The organism is Streptococcus pseudopneumoniae (assembly GCF_038148955.1).
GTDB lineage: Bacteria > Bacillota > Bacilli > Lactobacillales > Streptococcaceae > Streptococcus > Streptococcus pseudopneumoniae_T.
This window is the reverse complement of sequence record NZ_JBBJZY010000008.1, coordinates 63,943-84,535: the sequence shown is the minus strand read 5'-3', so window position 1 is coordinate 84,535 and position 20,593 is coordinate 63,943. Positions and strand designations below refer to the sequence as shown.

General features: G+C 41.3%; 19 protein-coding genes and 1 tRNA gene. All 20 read left to right on the top strand.

Translation table 11 applies throughout. The annotated features are described in order from the left end of the window. Positions 1 to 253 (top strand): hypothetical protein (locus WKI23_RS04400; protein ID WP_368079075.1); only part of this gene is annotated, 253 nt, incomplete at its 5' end. A gap of 198 nt (positions 254 to 451) precedes the next feature. Next, on the top strand, positions 452 to 1,300 hold the full coding sequence (gene dprA / locus WKI23_RS04395; protein ID WP_368079074.1) for a DNA-processing protein DprA: 849 nt from the start codon (positions 452 to 454) through the stop codon (positions 1,298 to 1,300). Between the two features lie 595 nt (positions 1,301 to 1,895). Beyond that, a complete protein-coding gene (locus WKI23_RS04390; protein ID WP_000693059.1) occupies positions 1,896 to 2,021 on the top strand; it encodes a hypothetical protein in 126 nt (41 codons plus the stop codon). Positions 2,022 to 2,073: 52 nt separating this feature from the next. After that, positions 2,074 to 3,117, top strand: coding sequence for a TIGR00341 family protein (locus WKI23_RS04385; RefSeq protein WP_050083959.1), 1,044 nt, complete (start codon positions 2,074 to 2,076; stop codon positions 3,115 to 3,117). A 165-nt stretch (positions 3,118 to 3,282) separates the two neighbouring features. Next, positions 3,283 to 5,370 carry a type I DNA topoisomerase gene (gene topA / locus WKI23_RS04380; protein ID WP_261061238.1) on the top strand — a complete coding sequence of 696 codons (2,088 nt, stop codon included), beginning with the start codon at positions 3,283 to 3,285 and terminating at the stop codon, positions 5,368 to 5,370. Between the two features lie 105 nt (positions 5,371 to 5,475). Further along, on the top strand, positions 5,476 to 5,835 hold the full coding sequence (locus tag WKI23_RS04375; RefSeq protein WP_001220352.1) for a YbaN family protein: 360 nt from the start codon (positions 5,476 to 5,478) through the stop codon (positions 5,833 to 5,835). Positions 5,836 to 5,928: 93 nt separating this feature from the next. After that, positions 5,929 to 6,561 carry a copper homeostasis protein CutC gene (locus WKI23_RS04370; protein ID WP_261061240.1) on the top strand — a complete coding sequence of 211 codons (633 nt, stop codon included), beginning with the start codon at positions 5,929 to 5,931 and terminating at the stop codon, positions 6,559 to 6,561. Positions 6,562 to 6,604: 43 nt separating this feature from the next. Continuing rightward, positions 6,605 to 7,261 (top strand): MmcQ/YjbR family DNA-binding protein, encoded by a 657-nt coding sequence (locus WKI23_RS04365; protein ID WP_368079073.1) that lies wholly within the window; start codon positions 6,605 to 6,607, stop codon positions 7,259 to 7,261. Positions 7,262 to 7,574: 313 nt separating this feature from the next. Next, the gene (locus WKI23_RS04360) at positions 7,575 to 9,137 is read left to right on the top strand and encodes a 2-isopropylmalate synthase (RefSeq protein ID WP_368079072.1); all 1,563 of its coding nucleotides are present in this window, start codon (positions 7,575 to 7,577) and stop codon (positions 9,135 to 9,137) included. 11 nt (positions 9,138 to 9,148) lie between these two features. Next, positions 9,149 to 10,186, top strand: coding sequence for a 3-isopropylmalate dehydrogenase (leuB, locus tag WKI23_RS04355; RefSeq protein WP_368079071.1), 1,038 nt, complete (start codon positions 9,149 to 9,151; stop codon positions 10,184 to 10,186). Then, positions 10,183 to 10,452: a DUF1294 domain-containing protein gene (locus tag WKI23_RS04350; RefSeq protein WP_368079070.1), complete on the top strand. Its 270-nt coding sequence runs from the start codon at positions 10,183 to 10,185 to the stop codon at positions 10,450 to 10,452. The genes leuB and WKI23_RS04350 overlap by 4 nt, the downstream gene beginning before the upstream one ends. A gap of 3 nt (positions 10,453 to 10,455) precedes the next feature. Beyond that, complete coding sequence (gene leuC, locus WKI23_RS04345) at positions 10,456 to 11,838, top strand: 3-isopropylmalate dehydratase large subunit (protein ID WP_368079069.1); 1,383 nt, start codon at positions 10,456 to 10,458, stop codon at positions 11,836 to 11,838. Positions 11,839 to 11,847: 9 nt separating this feature from the next. Then, a complete protein-coding gene (leuD, locus tag WKI23_RS04340) occupies positions 11,848 to 12,441 on the top strand; it encodes a 3-isopropylmalate dehydratase small subunit (RefSeq protein ID WP_261061251.1) in 594 nt (197 codons plus the stop codon). A gap of 27 nt (positions 12,442 to 12,468) precedes the next feature. Continuing rightward, a complete protein-coding gene (locus tag WKI23_RS04335) occupies positions 12,469 to 13,248 on the top strand; it encodes an L-threonylcarbamoyladenylate synthase (protein ID WP_261061252.1) in 780 nt (259 codons plus the stop codon). A gap of 199 nt (positions 13,249 to 13,447) precedes the next feature. Next, entirely contained in the window at positions 13,448 to 14,434 is a 987-nt protein-coding gene (locus WKI23_RS04330) for a GMP reductase (protein ID WP_368079068.1), read from the top strand. 66 nt (positions 14,435 to 14,500) lie between these two features. Beyond that, a tRNA-Arg gene (locus WKI23_RS04325) sits at positions 14,501 to 14,572 on the top strand. 183 nt (positions 14,573 to 14,755) lie between these two features. Continuing rightward, positions 14,756 to 15,454 carry a ribonuclease III gene (gene rnc / locus WKI23_RS04320; protein WP_173229464.1) on the top strand — a complete coding sequence of 233 codons (699 nt, stop codon included), beginning with the start codon at positions 14,756 to 14,758 and terminating at the stop codon, positions 15,452 to 15,454. Beyond that, the gene (gene smc / locus WKI23_RS04315) at positions 15,445 to 18,984 is read left to right on the top strand and encodes a chromosome segregation protein SMC (RefSeq protein ID WP_368079067.1); all 3,540 of its coding nucleotides are present in this window, start codon (positions 15,445 to 15,447) and stop codon (positions 18,982 to 18,984) included. Before rnc ends, smc begins: the two co-directional genes overlap by 10 nt. Further along, positions 18,981 to 19,775, top strand: a complete 795-nt coding sequence (locus WKI23_RS04310; protein ID WP_368079066.1) for an HAD family hydrolase — start codon at positions 18,981 to 18,983, stop codon at positions 19,773 to 19,775. Before smc ends, WKI23_RS04310 begins: the two co-directional genes overlap by 4 nt. Beyond that, positions 19,775 to 20,593, top strand: a complete 819-nt coding sequence (locus tag WKI23_RS04305) for a Cof-type HAD-IIB family hydrolase (protein ID WP_033683757.1) — start codon at positions 19,775 to 19,777, stop codon at positions 20,591 to 20,593. Before WKI23_RS04310 ends, WKI23_RS04305 begins: the two co-directional genes overlap by 1 nt.

Sequence of the window (20,593 nt, the reverse complement as noted above, 5' to 3'; positions counted from 1 at the left end):
TCTTCTAGGAGCTCTCCTCTTTGCAGTAGCTCGTAAAAAATCCTCTCAACTAGATAAGCTTTCAAGAGAATTGCACCAGCTTGTAGTTGAGCTAGAGGCTAGCGACAAGGATAAAAAAGTTCTAAACAAGGCTAAGAAATTAGCTGATGAAGCACGACTCTTTGTAGATAGTCATCAAAAAGATTCTCAAAAAGAAGCAGAACTAATTTCTGAAATCAAGACTGTTCTCAGTCAACTCAAAGAAGAAGTCTAGTTTTGAAGAAAACACTACTTTCAGAAACTGAGTGAGTAGCTTTGTAGCTATGATGAGGAAATAATAAAATCTCCAGATTAGGAACCATTAGTGAGTTCTCTAGTCTGGAGATTTTTAATATACTTCGTTATTGGGAGGTTACGTTTTTTTGATTTTTTACGAATAAATAGATGAGTAGAAAAAGAAATGGAGTTATTTATGAAAATTACAAACTATGAAATCTATAAGTTAAAAAAATCAGGTTTGACCAATCAACAGATTTTGAAAGTCCTAGAATATGGTGAAAATGTTGATCAAGAACTGTTGTTGGGTGATATTGCAGATATATCAGGTTGCCGAAATCCAGCTGTTTTTATGGAACGTTATTTTCAGATAGACGATGCGCATTTGGAGAAGGAGTTTCAAAAATTTCCATCTTTCTCTATTTTAGACGACTGTTATCCTTGGGATCTAAGTGAAATTTATGATGCACCTGTGCTTTTATTTTACAAGGGCAATCTGGATCTCTTGAAATTTCCAAAGGTGGCGGTTGTGGGTAGTCGCGCTTGTAGCAAACAGGGAGCTAAGTCAGTTGAAAAAGTCATTCAGGGTTTGGAAAATGAACTGGTTATTGTCAGTGGATTAGCCAAGGGAATTGACACAGCAGCTCATATGGCAGCTCTCCAGAATGGTGGAAAAACCATTGCAGTGATTGGAACAGGGCTGGATGTATTTTATCCTAAAGCCAATAAACGCTTGCAAGCCTACATCGGAAATGATCATTTGCTTCTCAGTGAATATGGACCTGGCGAACAACCTATGAAATTTCATTTTCCTGCCCGTAATCGCATCATTGCTGGACTTTGCCGTGGCGTGATTGTAGCAGAAGCTAAGATGCGCTCAGGTAGTCTCATTACCTGTGAGCGAGCAATGGAAGAAGGCCGCGATGTCTTTGCTATTCCAGGTAGCATTTTAGATGGACTATCAGACGGTTGCCATCATTTGATTCAGGAAGGGGCAAAATTGGTCACCAGTGGGCAAGATGTTCTTGCAGAATTTGAATTTTAAAAATGACCTAAGCTAGAATTCTGAGAAAAAATCAATTTCAAGATAAAATGAAGTAAATATCCCCACAATAAAACGCATAGTATCAGTTTTTTTCATCACTTGATATTATGCGTTTTTTCTAAGTGAATCAGTAGAGTGGAGGACTTTTCCCATAGGAAGGAAAGCAATTTAGTGTAATTGAGAAAGGAGAAATGATTGTGATTGATGTTGGCTAGGTTATTTTCAATGATTCCTACCGTCTCAAATCTTGTCAGTAAGGAAAAATAAAGCTTTCAAGAGTAGAGATTACAAGGCTTGTTTAAGAAAGAATTCAAAGACCTTGACAGATAAAAATAAAATGGTTATTATAAAAAATGGTCTGAAATTGATGATGATAGTCTTGGAAAATCTTTTTAAATCATCTCAGCTTTGCCTTGCTGTGTTTTGAGCAAGCTACGGTGAGATTCCGAGTTTGATTTTCATTTACTAGAAATGAAACTGATGAGAGATAGCAGTAGACATTTGCGTCAGGATATGATGGAAAATGATAAAAAGACCTCATGAGATTGGCATATCAGACTACTAAAGTATTGAGTTTGTTAGAATTTTATACTCAATGAAAATCAAAGAGCAAACTAGGAAGCTAGCCGCAGGTTGCTCAAAGCACTGCTTTGAGGTTGTAGATAAGACTGACGAAGTCAGTTACATATATCTACGGCAAGGTAAAGCTGACGTGGTTTGAAGAGATTTTCGAAGAGTATTAGCGACTAGTTAGCTAGGAAAGGAAGACATTTGTGACAAATAATAAACTGTATTCGTTGGTAGAATTTAGAAATAAAATATATGAAGAATTAGAACTCTCCAGAAGTGATTTAGCGATTTTGCTATGTGCCATGCTTATCGCCTCTATCGGATTAAATATGGATTCGACTCCCGTGATTATTGGAGCCATGTTAATTTCTCCTTTGATGACACCTATTCTGGGGGTGGGGCTCTCTCTAGCTATATTTGATTTTAAATTGTTAAGAAAATCTTTTAAAATATTAGCTATTCAAATTCTTGCCAGTTTAATAGCTTCAACACTTTATTTTTATCTTTCTCCCATTTCGTATGCTAGTTCGGAGATTGTTGCTAGAACCTCTCCGACTATTTGGGATGTTCTCATTGCTTTTGTAGGAGGGATAGCTGGTATTATTGGTGCTAGGAAAAAAGAGACCAATAATATTGTCCCTGGTGTCGCTATTGCAACTGCCTTGATGCCTCCTCTTTGTACAGTAGGTTATGCTATTGCTTCTGCTAATCTAAAATTTATCATAGGCTCCTCTTACCTATTCCTCATCAATTGTAGCTTTATTGTCATTGCGACTTATATAGGTGTCAGGTTGATGATGGTTAAGAAACACTATTTTAGAGATAATGAAGAAGACTCTAAAATGCGCAGGATTTTGCTTCTAGTTGCTGTTTTGCTGATGATTCCGAGTTTCATCTCTGCAACGACTTTAGTCAGAGAAACGTTGAAAAAAGAGTCCCTTAATAAATTTATATCAGAGCAGTTTCAGGGGCATAATATTTTGAAAAAAACCTATTCTAAAAAGACTCATACTCTAAAGCTAACCATTTCAGGAAATTATTTGACAGAAGAAGAGCTTGATATGATTTCCAGTAAGAGGGGGGACTATGGTTTAAGTGATGTTTCTGTTCAAGTTTCCCAATTGTCTGATTCAGAACAACTTAGCAAGGAAGAACTGGTGGAGTATTTCTTCCAGTATATCAAGGATAAGGAAGCGAAAGAAAAGGAAAAAGCTAATAAATTTGATACAGAGTCTGAGGAACAATAATTTCTTGAGAATAGCTGGTTTTTCTCGTGAGTCTTCTATGTATATCAAAGGAAGATTGTGGTCTTAAGTATAAACTTTTCTTCTATTATAGTAGCTAAGTCTTGACAGGGTTCAAAAAATGGTTTACACTTTATAAAGTTTATTACTTTGAAAAGGTGTGATACTGTGGCTACGGCAACAAAAAAGAAAAAATCAACAGTTAAAAAAAATCTAGTCATCGTGGAGTCGCCTGCTAAGGCCAAGACGATTGAAAAATACCTAGGCAGAAACTACAAGGTTTTAGCCAGTGTCGGGCATATCCGTGATTTGAAGAAATCTAGTATGTCCGTCGATATTGAAAATAATTATGAACCGCAATATATCAATATCCGAGGAAAAGGCCCTCTTATCAATGACTTGAAAAAAGAAGCTAAAAAAGCTAATAAAGTTTTTCTGGCGAGTGACCCGGACCGTGAAGGAGAAGCGATTTCTTGGCATTTGGCCCACATTCTCAACTTGGATGAAAATGATGCCAACCGTGTGGTCTTCAATGAAATCACCAAGGATGCGGTCAAAAATGCTTTTAAAGAACCGCGCAAGATTGATATGGACTTGGTCGATGCTCAACAGGCTCGTCGTGTCCTAGACCGCTTGGTGGGGTACTCGATTTCGCCTATTTTGTGGAAGAAGGTCAAGAAGGGCTTGTCAGCAGGTCGCGTTCAGTCTATTGCGCTTAAGTTAATCATTGACCGTGAGAATGAAATTAATGCCTTCCAACCAGAAGAATATTGGACAATTGATGCTGTCTTTAAAAAGGGAACCAAGCAATTTCAGGCTTCCTTCTATGGAGTGGATGGTAAAAAGCTGAAACTGACTAGCAATGATGAGGTCAAGGAAGTATTGTCTCGTCTGACTAGTAAAGACTTTTCAGTAGATCAGGTGGATAAGAAAGAGCGCAAACGCAATGCTCCATTACCCTATACCACTTCATCTATGCAGATGGATGCTGCCAATAAAATCAATTTCCGTACTCGAAAAACCATGATGGTTGCCCAACAGCTTTATGAAGGGATTAATATTGGTTCTGGTGTGCAAGGTTTAATTACCTATATGCGTACCGATTCGACTCGTATCAGTCCAGTGGCGCAAAATGAGGTAGCAAGCTTCATTACGGACCGTTTTGGTAGCAAGTATTCTAAGCACGGTAGCAAGGTCAAAAATGCTTCTGGAGCTCAGGATGCCCACGAGGCTATTCGTCCGTCTAGTGTCTTTAATACACCTGAAAGTATTGCTAAGTATTTGGACAAGGATCAGCTCAAGCTTTATACCCTTATCTGGAATCGTTTTGTAGCGAGTCAGATGACAGCTGCTGTCTTTGATACCATGGCTGTTAAATTGTCTCAAAATGGGGTTCAATTTGCTGCCAATGGTAGTCAGGTTAAGTTTGATGGTTATCTTGCCATTTATAATGATTCTGACAAGAATAAGATGTTACCAGATATGGCTGTTGGAGATGTGGTTAAGCAGGTTAATAGCAAACCAGAGCAACATTTCACTCAACCGCCTGCTCGTTATTCTGAAGCGACACTGATCAAGACCTTGGAGGAAAATGGGGTTGGCCGTCCATCAACTTACGCACCAACCATTGAAACTATTCAGAAACGTTACTATGTTCGCCTTGCAGCCAAACGTTTTGAACCGACAGAGCTGGGAGAAATTGTCAACAAGCTCATCGTTGAATATTTCCCAGATATCGTGAATGTGACCTTCACAGCTGAAATGGAAGGCAAGCTGGATGATGTCGAAGTCGGAAAAGAGCAGTGGCAACGTGTCATTGATGCCTTTTACAAACCATTCTCTAAAGAAGTGGCCAAGGCTGAAGAAGAAATGGAAAAAATCCAAATCAAGGATGAACCAGCTGGATTTGACTGTGAAGTGTGTGGCAGTCCAATGGTCATTAAACTTGGTCGATTTGGTAAGTTCTACGCTTGTAGCAATTTCCCAGATTGCCGTCATACCCAAGCAATCGTGAAAGAGATTGGTGTTGAGTGTCCAAGTTGTCATCAGGGACAAATCATTGAGCGTAAAACAAAACGTAACCGCCTTTTCTATGGTTGCAATCGCTATCCAGAATGTGAATTTACCTCTTGGGACAAGCCTGTTGGGCGTGACTGTCCAAAATGTGGCAACTTCCTCATGGAGAAAAAAGTTCGTGGTGGTGGCAAGCAGATTGTATGTAGTAAGGGTGACTACGAAGAAGAAAAGATTAAATAAGAAGAGAGTCCTGAAAGTGAATTTCAGGCTCTTTTTGATTAGTGCTTGACAAAATTCATCATTGTATGCGAAACTAGAAGAAGATTATTTTAATTAGGAGTAGTTATGCGTATTATTTATCTTATTATTGGTTTTTTATCACTAGCCTTGGCTATTGTTGGGGTAGTTTTACCTTTGTTGCCCACAACTCCCTTTCTTTTGTTGTCTATTGCTTGTTTCTCCAGAAGTTCCAAGCGCTTCGAAGACTGGCTTTATCATACTAAGCTCTATCAAGCATATGTAGCTGATTTTCGTGAGACTAAGTCTATTGCGCGTGAACGTAAGAAAAAAATCATCGTTTCTATCTACATCTTGATGGGAATTTCCATTTATTTTGCCCCTCTTTTACCAGTCAAAATCGGTCTGGGTGCTTTGACCATCTTTATCACTTATTATCTCTTCAAGGTTATTCCAGACAAAGAATAAATAAAATTTGTAACTATTTCCCTTGATAAAATTGAAAGCATATTTACAACAATATGATATAATAAATTCAAAGTAATCTTCAAGGAGAATCAAATGATTTACGAATTTTGTGCTGAAAATGTGACCTTACTTGAAAAAGCGATGCAGGCTGGAGCTCGTCGAATCGAACTCTGTGATAATCTAGCAGTGGGAGGAACAACACCAAGCTATGGAGTGACCAAGGCAGCTGTTGAACTGGCAGCTAACTACGATACGACCATCATGACCATGATTCGTCCACGTGGTGGCGACTTTGTCTACAATGACCTAGAAATTGCTATCATGCTAGAAGACATTCGGTTGGCTGCTCAGGCTGGAAGTCAAGGGGTTGTATTTGGGGCTTTAACTGCTGATAAGAAGTTGGATAAGACTAATCTGGAGAAGTTAATTGCTGCGTCAAAAGGAATGGAAATTGTCTTTCATATGGCCTTTGATGAATTGAGCGAAGAAGACCAGTTAGAAGCTATTGACTGGCTCAGCCAAGCTGGAGTAACTCGTATCTTAACTCGTGCTGGTGTGTCTGGCGATTCCTTAGAAAAACGTTTTGCTCACTATCACAGAATTTTGGAACATGCTAAAGGTAAGATTAAAATTCTACCAGGTGGGGGGATTGACCTTGACAACCGTCAAACCTTTATCGATCAGCTAGGCGTGACACAATTGCACGGAACCAAGGTTGTCTTTTAAAAAATAGAAAGGAACTGCTAGCTTTTGATAGCAGTTTTCACTTATGTTTGAAATTTTTAAATCCTATCAGTTTAATCAAGAAAAGGCTCGTGCCTATGGTTTTGTAAAAAATGGGGAAGTCTGGACCAATAGTTGCCAGATTTTGGAGGGTGACTTTGTCATGGTTTTGTCCATCACCGCTGATAATGTGCGTTTTCAGGTCTTTGATCAGGAAATGGGTGACCTCTATCCTCAAGTTCATATGGAAAGTATGACAGGAAGTTTTGTTGCAAGTGTCCGTGAGGCTTGTCTGGAGATTCTCTACCAGATTCGGAAGGCTTGTTTTGATGTGCAGGATTTTATCTGTCCTCAGACTAAGAGAATCATGGCTCAGATTCAGGAAAAGTATGGTAATCAGTTGGAGTATTTGTGGGAGAAATCGCCTGATACGGCAGTCTTAAGACACGAAGGCAATAAAAAGTGGTATGCCGTCTTGATGAAAATCTCTTGGGATAAGCTGGAAAAGGGCAGAGAAGGTTTAGTCGAAGCAGTCAATCTCAAACACGACCAAGTAGCGGACTTGCTTTCACAAAAGGGCATCTATCCAGCTTTTCATATGAACAAACGCTACTGGATTAGTGTGGCTTTTGATGATACTTTGTCAGATGAAGAAGTACTGGAATTGATAGAAAGAAGCTGGAATTTAACTTCTAAAAAATGAAATATTTCAAGGATTTTCAATAACTTTCAATTAGCTAAATATTCTATACTGAAGAAATTTTCAGAAAATATTTGATTTTTTCTTGACAAGTACTTTTGCCTATGCTAAAATACTAAACAAGATATCAAACGAAGGAGAAAGTCAAACATGAAAACAGCTAAGTTTAATCAATTCGCTTTGTTGTTGAGGTACTCGGGCTAGTGCAAAAAGCATTAGTCCTGTTTGGCTTACCAAGCGGGAGTAAATCAACATCTCGCTTGGATTTCTAAGCGAGATGTTTTTTTAAAACCACATTTGGAAAAGGGGAAATCTTATGAGAACAGTTGAATTTCTAGATACCAGCCTTCGGGATGGAGAACAGACACCTGGTGTTAATTTTTCAATCAAGGAAAAAATTGCCATTGCAAGGCAGCTGGAGAAATGGGGTATTTCAGCCATTGAAGCCGGTTTTCCAGCGGCTAGCCCAGACTCATTTACAGCAGTGCAGGAGATTGCTAAGGCCTTGAAGAAAACAGCGGTGACTGGATTAGCGCGTTCGGTCAAGTCTGATATTGATGCTTGTTATGAGGCCCTCAAGGACGCCAAGTATCCACAGGTTCATGTCTTTATTGCTACCAGTCCCATTCACCGCAAGTATAAGCTCAATAAGAGCAAGGAAGAGATTTTGGAAGCTATCAAGGAGCATGTTTCTTATGCCCGTTCTAAGTTTGAAGTGGTCGAATTCTCTCCTGAGGATGCGACTAGAACAGAGTTGGATTTCCTCTTACAAGTTGTTCAAACAGCGGTTGATGCAGGGGCGTCTTATATCAATATCCCTGATACGGTTGGATTTACCACGCCAGAGGAGTACGGTGCTATCTTCAAATACTTGATTGAGAATGTCAAGACGGATCGTCAGATTATCTATTCGCCTCACTGCCACGATGACCTTGGAATGGCAGTGGCAAATAGCCTTGCTGCTGTCAAGAATGGTGCAGGACGTGTTGAAGGAACTATCAACGGTATTGGTGAGAGAGCTGGAAATGCTTCTTTGGAAGAAATAGCAGTTACTCTCAATATTCGCCAAGATTACTACCAAGCAGAAACCAGTATTGTCCTAAATGAGACCATCAATACGTCAGAAATGGTTTCTCGCTTCTCTGGTATTCCAGTTCCTAAAAACAAGGCTGTGGTTGGTGGCAATGCCTTCTCTCACGAATCTGGTATTCACCAAGACGGAGTCCTTAAAAATCCTCTTACTTATGAGATTATCACACCTGAATTGGTCGGTGTTAAGAGTAATAGTCTTCCGCTTGGAAAATTGTCTGGTCGCCATGCCTTTGTTGAGAAACTAAGAGAACTAGCCCTAGACTTTACAGAAGAGGACATCAAACCACTCTTCGCCAAGTTCAAGGCACTGGCCGACAAGAAACAAGAAATCACAGATGCAGATATTCGTGCTCTGGTAGCTGGAACCATGGTCGAAAACCCAGAAGGCTTCCACTTTGATGATTTACAACTTCAAACTCATGCAGATAATGACATCAAAGCGCTTGTTAGCCTAGCCAATATGGATGGTGAGAAGGTCGAATTTAATGCGACAGGGCAAGGTTCTGTTGAAGCAATCTTTAATGCTATCGATAAGTTCTTTAACCAATCCGTCCGCTTGGTATCCTATACTATTGATGCGGTGACAGATGGAATTGATGCCCAGGCTCGAGTCTTGGTCACTGTTGAAAACAGAGATACAGAAACCATCTTTAATGCAGTAGGGCTTGATTTCGATGTGCTGAAGGCTTCGGCTATTGCCTATATTAACGCTAATACCTTTGTTCAAAAAGAGAATGCTGGTGAGATGGGACGTAGCGTTTCCTATCGCGATATGCCTAGTGTGTAAAGGAGAAGGCTATGACAAAGAAAATAGTAGCTCTAGCAGGGGACGGAATTGGCCCAGAAATCATGGAGGCTGGTTTAGAGGTTCTGGAAGCTCTAGCTGAAAAAACAGGTTTTGACTATGAGATTGATAGAAGACCCTTCGGAGGTGCAGGTATTGATGCAGAGGGGCATCCCTTACCTGATGAAACCCTCAAGGCAAGTAGAGAAGCAGATGCTATTCTCCTAGCGGCTATCGGTAGTCCTCAGTATGATGGAGCAGCGGTTCGCCCTGAACAAGGCCTGCTGGCTCTCCGTAAGGAACTCAATCTCTATGCCAATATTCGCCCGGTAAAAATTTTTGACAGTCTTAAGCATTTGTCACCTCTCAAACCAGAACGAATTGCTGGTGTGGACTTTGTCGTGGTGCGTGAGTTGACAGGCGGGATTTACTTTGGAGATCATATCCTTGAAGAGCGCAAAGCGCGTGATATCAACGACTATAGCTATGAGGAAGTGGAGCGGATTATTCGTAAAGCCTTTGAAATTGCAAGAAATCGCAGAAAAATCCTTACTAGTATCGATAAGCAAAATGTTCTAGCGACCTCAAAACTCTGGCGGAAAGTAGCTGAGGAAGTCGCACAGGATTTCCCAGATGTAACCTTGGAGCACCAGCTAGTTGACTCAGCTTCCATGCTTATGATTACCAATCCTGCCAAGTTTGATGTTATCGTGACAGAGAATCTTTTCGGAGATATTCTATCTGATGAATCAAGCGTTCTATCTGGCACACTTGGGGTTATGCCATCAGCCAGTCATTCTGAAAAGGGACCAAGTCTCTATGAGCCCATTCACGGTTCAGCACCTGATATTGCTGGTCAAGGAATTGCCAATCCTATTTCCATGATTTTATCAGTGGCCATGATGTTGAGAGATAGCTTTGGTCGTTATGAGGATGCAGAGCGTATAGAGCGTGCTGTTGAGGCAAGTTTGGCAGCTGGTGTTTTAACAAGAGATATAGGTGGACAGGCTTCGACCAAGGAAATGACGGAAGCTATTATTGCAAGGTTATGAAGTTAGATGAAAAAATTACTCTTGCCCTCTTGATTTGGAATGTCATGGTTTTCTTGATTTATGGTATTGACAAATCTAAGGCAAGGAGAAGAGCTTGGCGCATCCCTGAGAAAATCTTACTTATTTTAGCCTTTACTTGTGGTGGTTTTGGAGCTTGGTTAGCAGGAATTACTTTTCATCACAAGACTAGAAAATGGTATTTTAAAACAGTTTGGTTTCTCGGAATGGTGTCTACACTAGTAGCTTTATATTTTATTTGGAGGTAATGGATGGCAGGAAAATCGATTTTTGATAAATTATGGGACCGTCATGTCATCACAGGAGAAGAGGGGCAGCCCCAACTCATGTATGTGGACCAGCACTATATTCATGAAGTAACCAGTCCTCAGGCTTTTCAAGGATTACGAGATGCAGGTCGCAGATTGAGACGGCCAGACTTGACATTTGGAACCTTTGACCACAATGTCCCGACAGTCAATATCTACGATATTCGAGATGTAATTTCTAAAGCGCAAATTGATAAGCTAGCTGAAAATGTTGAAGAGTTTGGGATTGAACATGCGGCCCACGGTTCTGAAAAACAGGGGATTGTTCACATGGTGGGTCCAGAGACAGGACGAACCCAACCAGGGAAATTTATTGTCTGTGGAGACAGCCATACGGCAACCCACGGAGCTTTCGGAGCAATCGCTTTTGGAATTGGGACCAGTGAGGTTGAGCATGTCTTCGCTACTCAGACACTCTGGCAGGTTAAACCCAAGAAAATGTTGGTGGAATTCACTGGAGTTCCTCAAAAAGGAGTTTATTCCAAGGATTACATTTTAGCCTTGATTGCCAAGTACGGTGTTGCCTGTGGAGTTGGCTATGTGGTGGAATATCGTGGACAAGCAATTGATGCACTGAGCATGGAAGAGCGCATGACCATCTGCAATATGTCCATCGAGTTTGGATCTAAGATGGGAATCATGAATCCGGACCAAACCACCTATGACTATCTTAAGGGACGAGAATGTATTCCAGAGGACTTTGAAGAGGCTGTGGCGGATTGGAAAACCCTTGTCAGTGATGATGATGCCGTTTATGATAAGGTTATCCAGATGGATGTCTCAGACTTGGCTCCTATGGTGACCTGGGGAACCAATCCTGCTATGGGGGTTGACTTTGACAGTAGCTTCCCAGAAATTAAGGATATGAATGATGAGCGAGCCTATAATTACATGGACTTGGAGCCTGGTCAAAAGCCAGCTGATATTGAACTAGGCTATATCTTTATCGGTTCATGTACCAATGCTCGTCTCAGCGATTTGCAACTAGCTGCGCGATTTGTCAAAGGGAAGAAAATAGCTCCTAACTTAACGGCTATCGTGGTTCCAGGCTCTCGTCCTGTCAAACGAGCTGCGGAGAAATTAGGCTTGGATAAAGTTTTCTTAGATGCTGGCTTTGAGTGGAGAGACCCAGGCTGTTCTATGTGCCTAGGGATGAATCCTGACAAGGTACCTGATGGTGTTCACTGTGCCTCAACCAGCAATCGAAACTTTGAAGATAGACAAGGATTTGGTGCTAAGACCCACCTCTGCAGTCCAGCCATGGCAGCAGCGGCAGCTATTGCAGGGCGCTTCGTAGATGTTCGGCAAATGCCAGAAGCCCAGTAAGGAGAGGATATGGAGAAATTCACAGTTTATACAGGAACGACCGTTCCTCTTATGAATGATAACATTGATACTGACCAAATCCTTCCCAAGCAGTTTCTCAAGTTAATAGATAAGAAAGGCTTTGGTAAGTACCTCATGTATGCTTGGCGTTATTTGGACGACAAGTATACTGAGGATCCTGACTTTGTCTTTAACCGGCCTGAATATCGTAAAGCCAGTATTCTTATCTCAGGGGATAACTTTGGGGCAGGGTCTTCGAGGGAACACGCAGCTTGGGCTCTAGCGGACTATGGTTTTAAGGTTGTGATTGCAGGGTCTTTTGGGGACATTCATTACAATAATGAACTCAATAATGGCATGTTACCAATTGTTCAGCCCAGAGAGGTTAGAGAGAAACTAGCCCAGCTACAACCAAGTGACCAGATAACTGTGGACTTGGAACAACAAAAAATCATCTCACCAGTTGGAGAATTCACTTTTGAAATCGATAGCGAGTGGAAACACAAGCTCTTAAATGGTTTGGATGATATCGGTATTACCTTGCAGTATGAAGACTTGATTGCTGCTTATGAAAAACAACGACCAGCCTACTGGCAGGATTAGAAGAAAAATAGAAAAGGAAATAGAACTATGACAAAACACATTCAATGGAACGGAACACTTTCACAAGAAGGATATGACATTTTAAAAGGTGAGGGCGGATGTATCGTTTGTCCTACAAAAGTTGGTTACATCATCATGACTAGTGACAAGGCTGGTCTTGAACGTAAGTTTGAAGCTAAAGAACGTAACCGTAACAAACCAGGTGTTGTTCTCTGCGGTAGCATGGATGAGCTTCGCGCTTTAGCACAACTCAACCCAGAAATTGAAGCCTTTTACCAAAAACATTGGAACGAAGACATTCTTCTTGGTTGTATCCTTCCATGGAAACCAGAAGCCTTTGAAAAACTCAAAGCGTATGGGGATGGCCGTGAAGAACTTATGACGGACGTGCGTGGTACTAGCTGTTTTGTTATCAAATTCGGGAAAGCTGGTGAACAATTGGCTGCCAAACTTTGGGAAGAAGGCAAGATGGTTTATGCCTCATCTGCAAACCCGTCTGGAAAAGGAAACCGTGGTAAGGTAGAAGGTATCGGAGAACGTATCGAAGGAGCAGTGGATCTTGTCATTGAAGCAGACGATTATGTGGCATCTATCCAACCAGACAAAACAATTGAAACTCGCTACGAGCAAGGCGTGATGGTGTCTATGGTCGATAAGGACGGCAAACTCATCCCAGAACAAGGAGGAGCACGTTCAACTTCACCAGCTCCAGTTGTAATCCGCAAAGGACTTGACATTGATAAGATTATGATGCACCTGTCAGACACCTTTAACTCATGGGACTACCGTCAGGGAGAGTATTATTAGAATGTAGAATAACTGGGGAGAAAATAATCTCTCCTTTCTTTTGTTATTTACACAAGTAAAATCCGAACGATACATTTTAATTTATAAAATTATTTGACAAAAACTGTACTTTGGTTTATAATAAATTAAGGAAACGTCGGAAAAGGCGTAGTGATGCGAGAGCATAGGTAGGTCATTACAAAAGAAACGAGACATCGATATGTTAAATGAATTTCCAATTTTTGATTACGAAGATATTCAATTGATTCCAAATAAATGTGTGATTAAAAGCCGTGCAGAAGCGGATACAAGTGTCACTCTAGGAAATTACACCTTTAAACTACCTGTTGTGCCAGCGAATATGCAGACAATTTTGGATGAAAATGCAGCAGAGCAACTGGCTAAAGGTGGTTACTTCTACATTATGCACCGTTTTGATGAGGCAGGACGCATTCCTTTTATTAAGCGTATGCACGATCAAGGGCTTATTGCTTCTATCTCTGTTGGTGTTAAGGATTATGAGTATGATTTTGTTAGCCAGCTCAAGGCTGATGCTCCTGAGTACATCACGATTGACATTGCCCACGGTCATGCGGATAGCGTGATTTCTATGATTCAACACATCAAGAAAGAATTGCCAGATACCTTTGTCATTGCTGGAAATGTGGGAACACCAGAAGCTGTGCGTGAATTGGAAAATGCTGGTGCAGATGCTACTAAGGTCGGAATTGGACCTGGTAAGGTTTGTATCACCAAGGTCAAGACTGGTTTTGGTACAGGTGGTTGGCAGTTGGCTGCTCTCCGTTGGTGTGCCAAGGCTGCGCGTAAACCGATTATCGCTGATGGAGGAATTCGTACTCACGGTGATATTGCCAAGTCTATTCGTTTTGGTGCCAGCATGGTCATGATTGGTTCCCTCTTTGCAGGACACATCGAAAGTCCAGGGAAAACGATTGAAGTCGACGGCGAACAGTTCAAAGAATACTACGGTTCAGCTTCACAATATCAAAAAGGTGCTTACAAAAATGTGGAGGGCAAACGCATCTTGCTTCCTGCCAAAGGTCATCTGCAAGATACTTTAACTGAGATGGAACAAGACCTTCAAAGTGCTATTTCGTATGCGGGTGGACGTCAGGTTGCTGACCTTAAACACGTTGATTATGTGATCGTGAAAAACTCTATCTGGAATGGGGATGCTTCCCACTAAGACGGGCTATCTGACCAGAAAAAAACTTGTTATTAGGGCAAATTTCTGTTATAATAAAACAAGTTTCCACCCTTAGTGTAATGGATATCACGTAAGATTCCGGTTCTTGAGATGGGGGTTCGATTCCCTCAGGGTGGATGTAAACATCCTAAAGAAGCCTTTAATAGGGCTTTTTTCTTTACACTGCCTCAAATTTTTCTCTAAAACTGAAAATCTCTTTTTAAAGAATTCCCAAATGCTTTCCAGTCCCATTTTAAAGTGACTCAGGGGCCTTTTTTTGATATAATAAAAAGGACTGTTGTCAGTTAGAAAGAGGTTGGTATGAAAGAATTACAAACTGTACTAAAGAAACATTTTGCAATCGAATTTGCAGACAAAAAGTTACTGGAAACTGCCTTTACTCATACGAGTTATGCCAATGAGCACCGCCTCTTAAAAATTTCACACAATGAGCGCTTGGAATTTTTAGGAGACGCTGTTCTACAGTTATTGATTTCAGAATATCTGTATAAAAAATATCCTAAAAAGCCTGAGGGTGATTTGTCTAAACTCCGTGCCATGATTGTCCGCGAGGAGAGTTTGGCCGGATTTGCGCGTGATTGCCAGTTTGACCAGTTTATCAAGCTGGGTAAGGGAGAAGAAAAGTCTGGTGGTCGCAATCGTGACACCATTCTTGGTGATGCCTTTGAAGCCTTTCTTGGTGCCCTTCTTTTGGACAAGGATGTGGCCAAGGTCAAGGAATTTATCTACCAAGTCATGATTCCTAAGGTTGAAGCAGGCGAGTTTGAGATGATTACAGACTACAAAACCCATCTTCAAGAGTTACTACAGGTCAATGGGGATGTGGCTATTCGTTATCAGGTGATTTCTGAAACGGGTCCTGCCCATGATAAGGTTTTTGATGTAGAAGTTCTTGTTGAAGGCAAGAGCATTGGTCAAGGTCAAGGTCGTTCTAAGAAATTAGCAGAGCAGGAAGCTGCCAAAAATGCCGTTGAGAAAGGGCTGGATTCATGTATTTAAAGGAAATCGAAATTCAGGGATTCAAGTCTTTTGCTGATAAGACCAAGGTCGTCTTTGACCAAGGTGTGACGGCAGTTGTTGGACCCAATGGATCAGGAAAGTCGAATATTACAGAAAGTCTGCGTTGGGCCTTGGGGGAGTCTAGTGTCAAGAGTCTCCGTGGTGGCAAGATGCCAGATGTCATCTTTGCTGGTACCGAAAGTCGCAAACCGCTTAATTATGCTTCTGTAATTGTGACTCTGGATAATCATGACGGATTTATCAAGGATGCTGGTCAAGAAATCAGGGTAGAACGCCATATCTATCGTAGTGGAGATAGCGAATACAAGATTGATGGCAAGAAAGTCCGTCTACGTGATATCCATGATCTTTTCTTGGATACAGGTTTGGGACGAGATTCCTTCTCCATCATTTCCCAAGGGAAGGTTGAGGAGATTTTCAACTCCAAACCTGAGGAACGTCGTGCTATTTTCGAAGAAGCTGCAGGAGTTTTAAAATACAAGACTCGCAGAAAAGAGACAGAGAGTAAATTGCAGCAAACTCAGGACAATCTGGATCGTCTTGAAGACATTATCTATGAGTTGGATAATCAAATCAAGCCTCTTGAGAAACAAGCTGAGAATGCCCGCAAATTCCTAGACTTGGAAGGTCAACGTAAGGCCATTTATTTAGATGTATTGGTTGCTCAAATCAAGGAAAATAAGGTTGAACTAGACTCGACAGAAGAAGAGTTGGCTCAGGTTCAGGAACTCTTAACTAGCTATTACCAAAAGCGAGAAAAATTAGAAGAAGAAAATCAAACTCTTAAAAAGCAACGCCAAGATTTACAGGCTGAAATGGCCAAAGATCAGGGCAGTTTGATGGACTTGACTAGTCTGATTAGTGATTTAGAGAGAAAATTAGCCTTATCGAAACTGGAATCTGAGCAAGTAGCCCTGAATCAACAGGAAGCACAAGCTCGTTTGGCTGCTTTGGAGGATAAGAGAAATTTACTCAGCCAAGAAAAATCTGATAAAGAAAGCTCTTTAACTCTGTTAGAGGAAAATCTAGTCCAAAATAATCAAAAACTCAATCGTTTAGAAGCTGAATTGCTAGCTTTTTCAGATGATCCTGATCAAATGATTGAGCTCTTACGCGAACGCTTTGTAGCTCTTTTACAAGAAGAAGCAGATGTCTCAAACCAGCTGACCCGTATCGAAAACGAGCTGGAAAATAGTCGTCAGCTTTCTCAAAAGCAAGCAGATCAACTAGAAAAGCTGAAAGAACAACTGGCTACAGCTAGAGAGAAGGCTAGGCAGGAAAATGCTGAGCTTGAAACAGCCAAGGAGCAAGTTCAGAAATTATTGGCAGATTACCAGGTCTGTGCCAAGGAGCAAGAGGAACAGAAAACTTCCTATCAAACCCAACAAAGTCAACTCTTTGACCGTCTGGATAATCTCAAAAACAAGCAGGCTAGAGCCCAAAGTTTGGAAAATATCCTTAGAAATCACAGTAACTTTTATGCAGGTGTTAAGAGTGTTCTCCAAGAAAAAGCCCGCCTTGGTGGAATTATTGGTGCAGTCAGTGAGCACCTGACCTTTGATGTGCATTATCAAACTGCCCTAGAGATTGCGCTTGGAGCCAGCAGTCAGCATATCATCGTGGAAGATGAAAACGCGGCAACCAAGGCGATTGATTTCCTCAAACGAAATAGAGCTGGTCGTGCGACTTTCCTTCCTTTGACAACAATCAAGGCGCGTACGATTTCTAGTCAGAATCAAGATGCTATTTCTGCAAGTCCAGGATTTCTGGGTATGGCTGATGAGCTGGTGACATTCGATACTAGACTGGAAGCTATTTTCAAGAATTTGCTAGCCACGACGGCCATATTTGATACAATAGAACATGCGCGTGCGGCTGCTCGCCAGGTTCGTTATCAGGTGCGCATGGTGACACTGGATGGGACAGAACTTCGTACAGGTGGTTCCTATGCAGGTGGAGTTAATCGTCAGAACAACAGTATTTTCATCAAACCAGAACTGGAGCAATTACAAAAAGAAATTGCTGAAGAAGAAGCAAGTCTTCGTTCAGAAGAAGTGGCTTTGAAGACCTTACAAGACCAGATGGCTAGATTGACCGAATCATTAGAAGCCATCAAATCTCAAGGAGAGCAGGCTCGTATTCAGGAGCAGGGCTTGTCCCTCGCTTATCAGCAGACCAGTCAGCAAGTTGAAGAGCTAGAAACTCTTTGGAAACTCCAAGAAGAGGAATTAGATCGTCTTTCTGACGGAGATTGGCAAGCAGATAAGGAAAAATGCCAAGCACGCCTTGCTACTATTGCCAGTGACAAGCAAAATCTGGAAGCTGAGATTGAAGAGATTAAGTCTAACAAAAACGCCATCCAAGAACGCTATCAAAACTTGCAGGAAGAGCTAGCGCAAGCTCGCTTGCTTAAGACAGAACTGCAAGGACAAAAACGTTATGAAGTTGCTGATATTGAACGTTTAGGCAAGGAATTGGACAATTTAGATATCGAACAAGAGGAAATCCAGCGCCTTCTTCAAGAAAAGGTTGATAATCTTGAGAAAGTTGATACGGATTTGCTCAGTCAGCAGGCCGAAGAAGCCAAAACTCAGAAAACAAATCTCCAACAAGGTTTGATTCGCAAGCAGTTTGAGTTGGATGATATAGAAGGTCAGCTGGATGATATTGCCAGTCATTTGGATCAGGCTCGTCAGCAGAATGAAGAGTGGATTCGCAAGCAAACTCGTGCTGAAGCCAAGAAAGAAAAGGTCAGCGAGCGCTTACGCTATCTACAAAGTCAATTAACAGATCAGTACCAAATTAGCTATACAGAAGCTTTAGAAAAGGCACATGAACTTGAAAACCTCAATCTGGCAGAGCAAGAGGTGCAGGATTTAGAGAAGGCTATTCGCTCACTGGGTCCTATCAATTTGGATGCTATTGAACAGTATGAAGAAGTCCACAGTCGTCTGGATTTCCTAAATAGCCAGCGAGATGATATTTTGTCAGCGAAAAATCTGCTTCTAGAAACTATCACAGAGATGAATGATGAGGTAAAAGAACGCTTTAAATCAACCTTTGAGGCCATTCGTGAGTCCTTTAAAGTGACCTTCAAGCAGATGTTTGGTGGGGGTCAGGCGGACCTGATCTTGACTGAGGGAGACTTACTGACAGCTGGGGTTGAGATTTCTGTTCAACCTCCAGGTAAGAAAATCCAGTCTCTCAACCTCATGAGTGGTGGAGAAAAAGCCCTATCAGCTCTAGCCTTGCTTTTCTCCATTATTCGAGTTAAGACTATCCCGTTTGTTATCTTGGATGAGGTAGAGGCTGCGCTGGATGAAGCCAATGTTAAACGCTTTGGAGATTATCTCAACCGCTTTGACAAGGACAGCCAGTTTATCGTCGTAACCCACCGTAAGGGAACCATGGCAGCGGCTGATTCCATCTATGGAGTGACCATGCAAGAATCAGGTGTCTCAAAAATTGTTTCAGTTAAGTTAAAAGATTTAGAAAGTATTGAAGGATGACAATTAAACTAGTAGCAACGGATATGGACGGAACCTTCCTAGATGGGAATGGACGCTTTGATATGGATCGCCTCAAGTCACTTTTGGCTTCCTACAAGGAAAAAGGGGTTTATTTTGCGGTGGCTTCGGGGCGAGGATTTCTGTCTCTAGAAAAATTATTTGCTGATGTTCGTGATGACATTATTTTCATCGCGGAAAATGGCAGTTTGGTCGAATATCAAGGTCAGGACTTGTATGAAGCGACCATGTCTCGTGAGTTTTATCTGGCAACTTTTGAAAAGCTGAAAAGGTCACCTTATGTAGATATCAATAAGCTTCTTTTGACTGGTAAAAAAGGCTCTTATGTTTTGGATACGGTTGATGAGACCTATTTGAAAGAGAGCCAGCATTATAATGAAAATATCCAAAAAGTAGCGAGTTTGGAAGCTATCACTGATGACATTTTCAAATTTACAACCAACTTCACAGAAGAAACGCTTGAAGCTGGGGAAGCTTGGGTAAACGAAAATGTCTCTGGTGTTAAGGCCATGACAACTGGCTTTGAATCCATTGATATTGTTCTGGACTATGTCGATAAGGGAGTGGCGATTGTTGAATTAGCTAAAAAACTTGGCATCACAATGGATCAGGTTATGGCTTTTGGAGACAATCTAAATGACTTGCACATGATGCAGGTTGTTGGACATCCTGTAGCTCCTGAAAATGCGCGACCAGAAATTTTAGAATTAGCAGAGACTGTGATTGGTCACCATAAAGACCAGTCGGTTATCGCTTATATGGAGGGCTTATAATGGCAGATATAAAATTGATTGCATTGGACTTGGACGGGACCTTGCTGACTACTGATAAAAGGCTGACGGATCGTACCAAGGCAACCCTGAAAGCTGCGCGTGATCGTGGTATCAAGGTCGTATTGACAACGGGTCGTCCTTTAAAAGCTATGGATTTCTTTCTCCATGAACTAGGGACTGACGGTCAGGAAGATGAGTATACGATTACTTTTAATGGTGGTTTGGTTCAGAAAAATACAGGAGAAATCCTTGATAAAACAGTCTTTTCATATGATGATGTGGCACGCTTGTATGAAGAAACAGAGAAATTATCACTGCCTCTTGATGCCATCTCAGAAGGAACAGTTTATCAAATTCAATCTGACCAAGAAAGTCTTTATGCCAAATTTAATCCAGCTTTGACTTTTGTTCCAGTGGACTTTGAAGACCTATCTAGTCAAACGACTTACAATAAATGTGTGACTGCCTTTGCTCAAGAACCCTTGGATGCAGCTATTCAGAAGATTTCTCCAGAATTGTTTGACCAATATGAAATCTTTAAATCACGTGAAATGTTGCTAGAGTGGTCACCAAAGAATGTTCATAAAGCAACAGGTTTGGCAAAACTAATCAGCCATCTAGGAATCGACCAAAGCCAAGTCATGGCCTGTGGTGATGAAGCCAATGACCTTTCTATGATTGAATGGGCAGGACTCGGTGTTGCCATGCAAAACGCTGTTCCTGAAGTCAAGGCAGTCGCAAATGTAGTGACTCCAATGACCAATGATGAAGAAGCTGTTGCCTGGGCTATCGAAGAATATGTGCTAAAGGAGAACTAA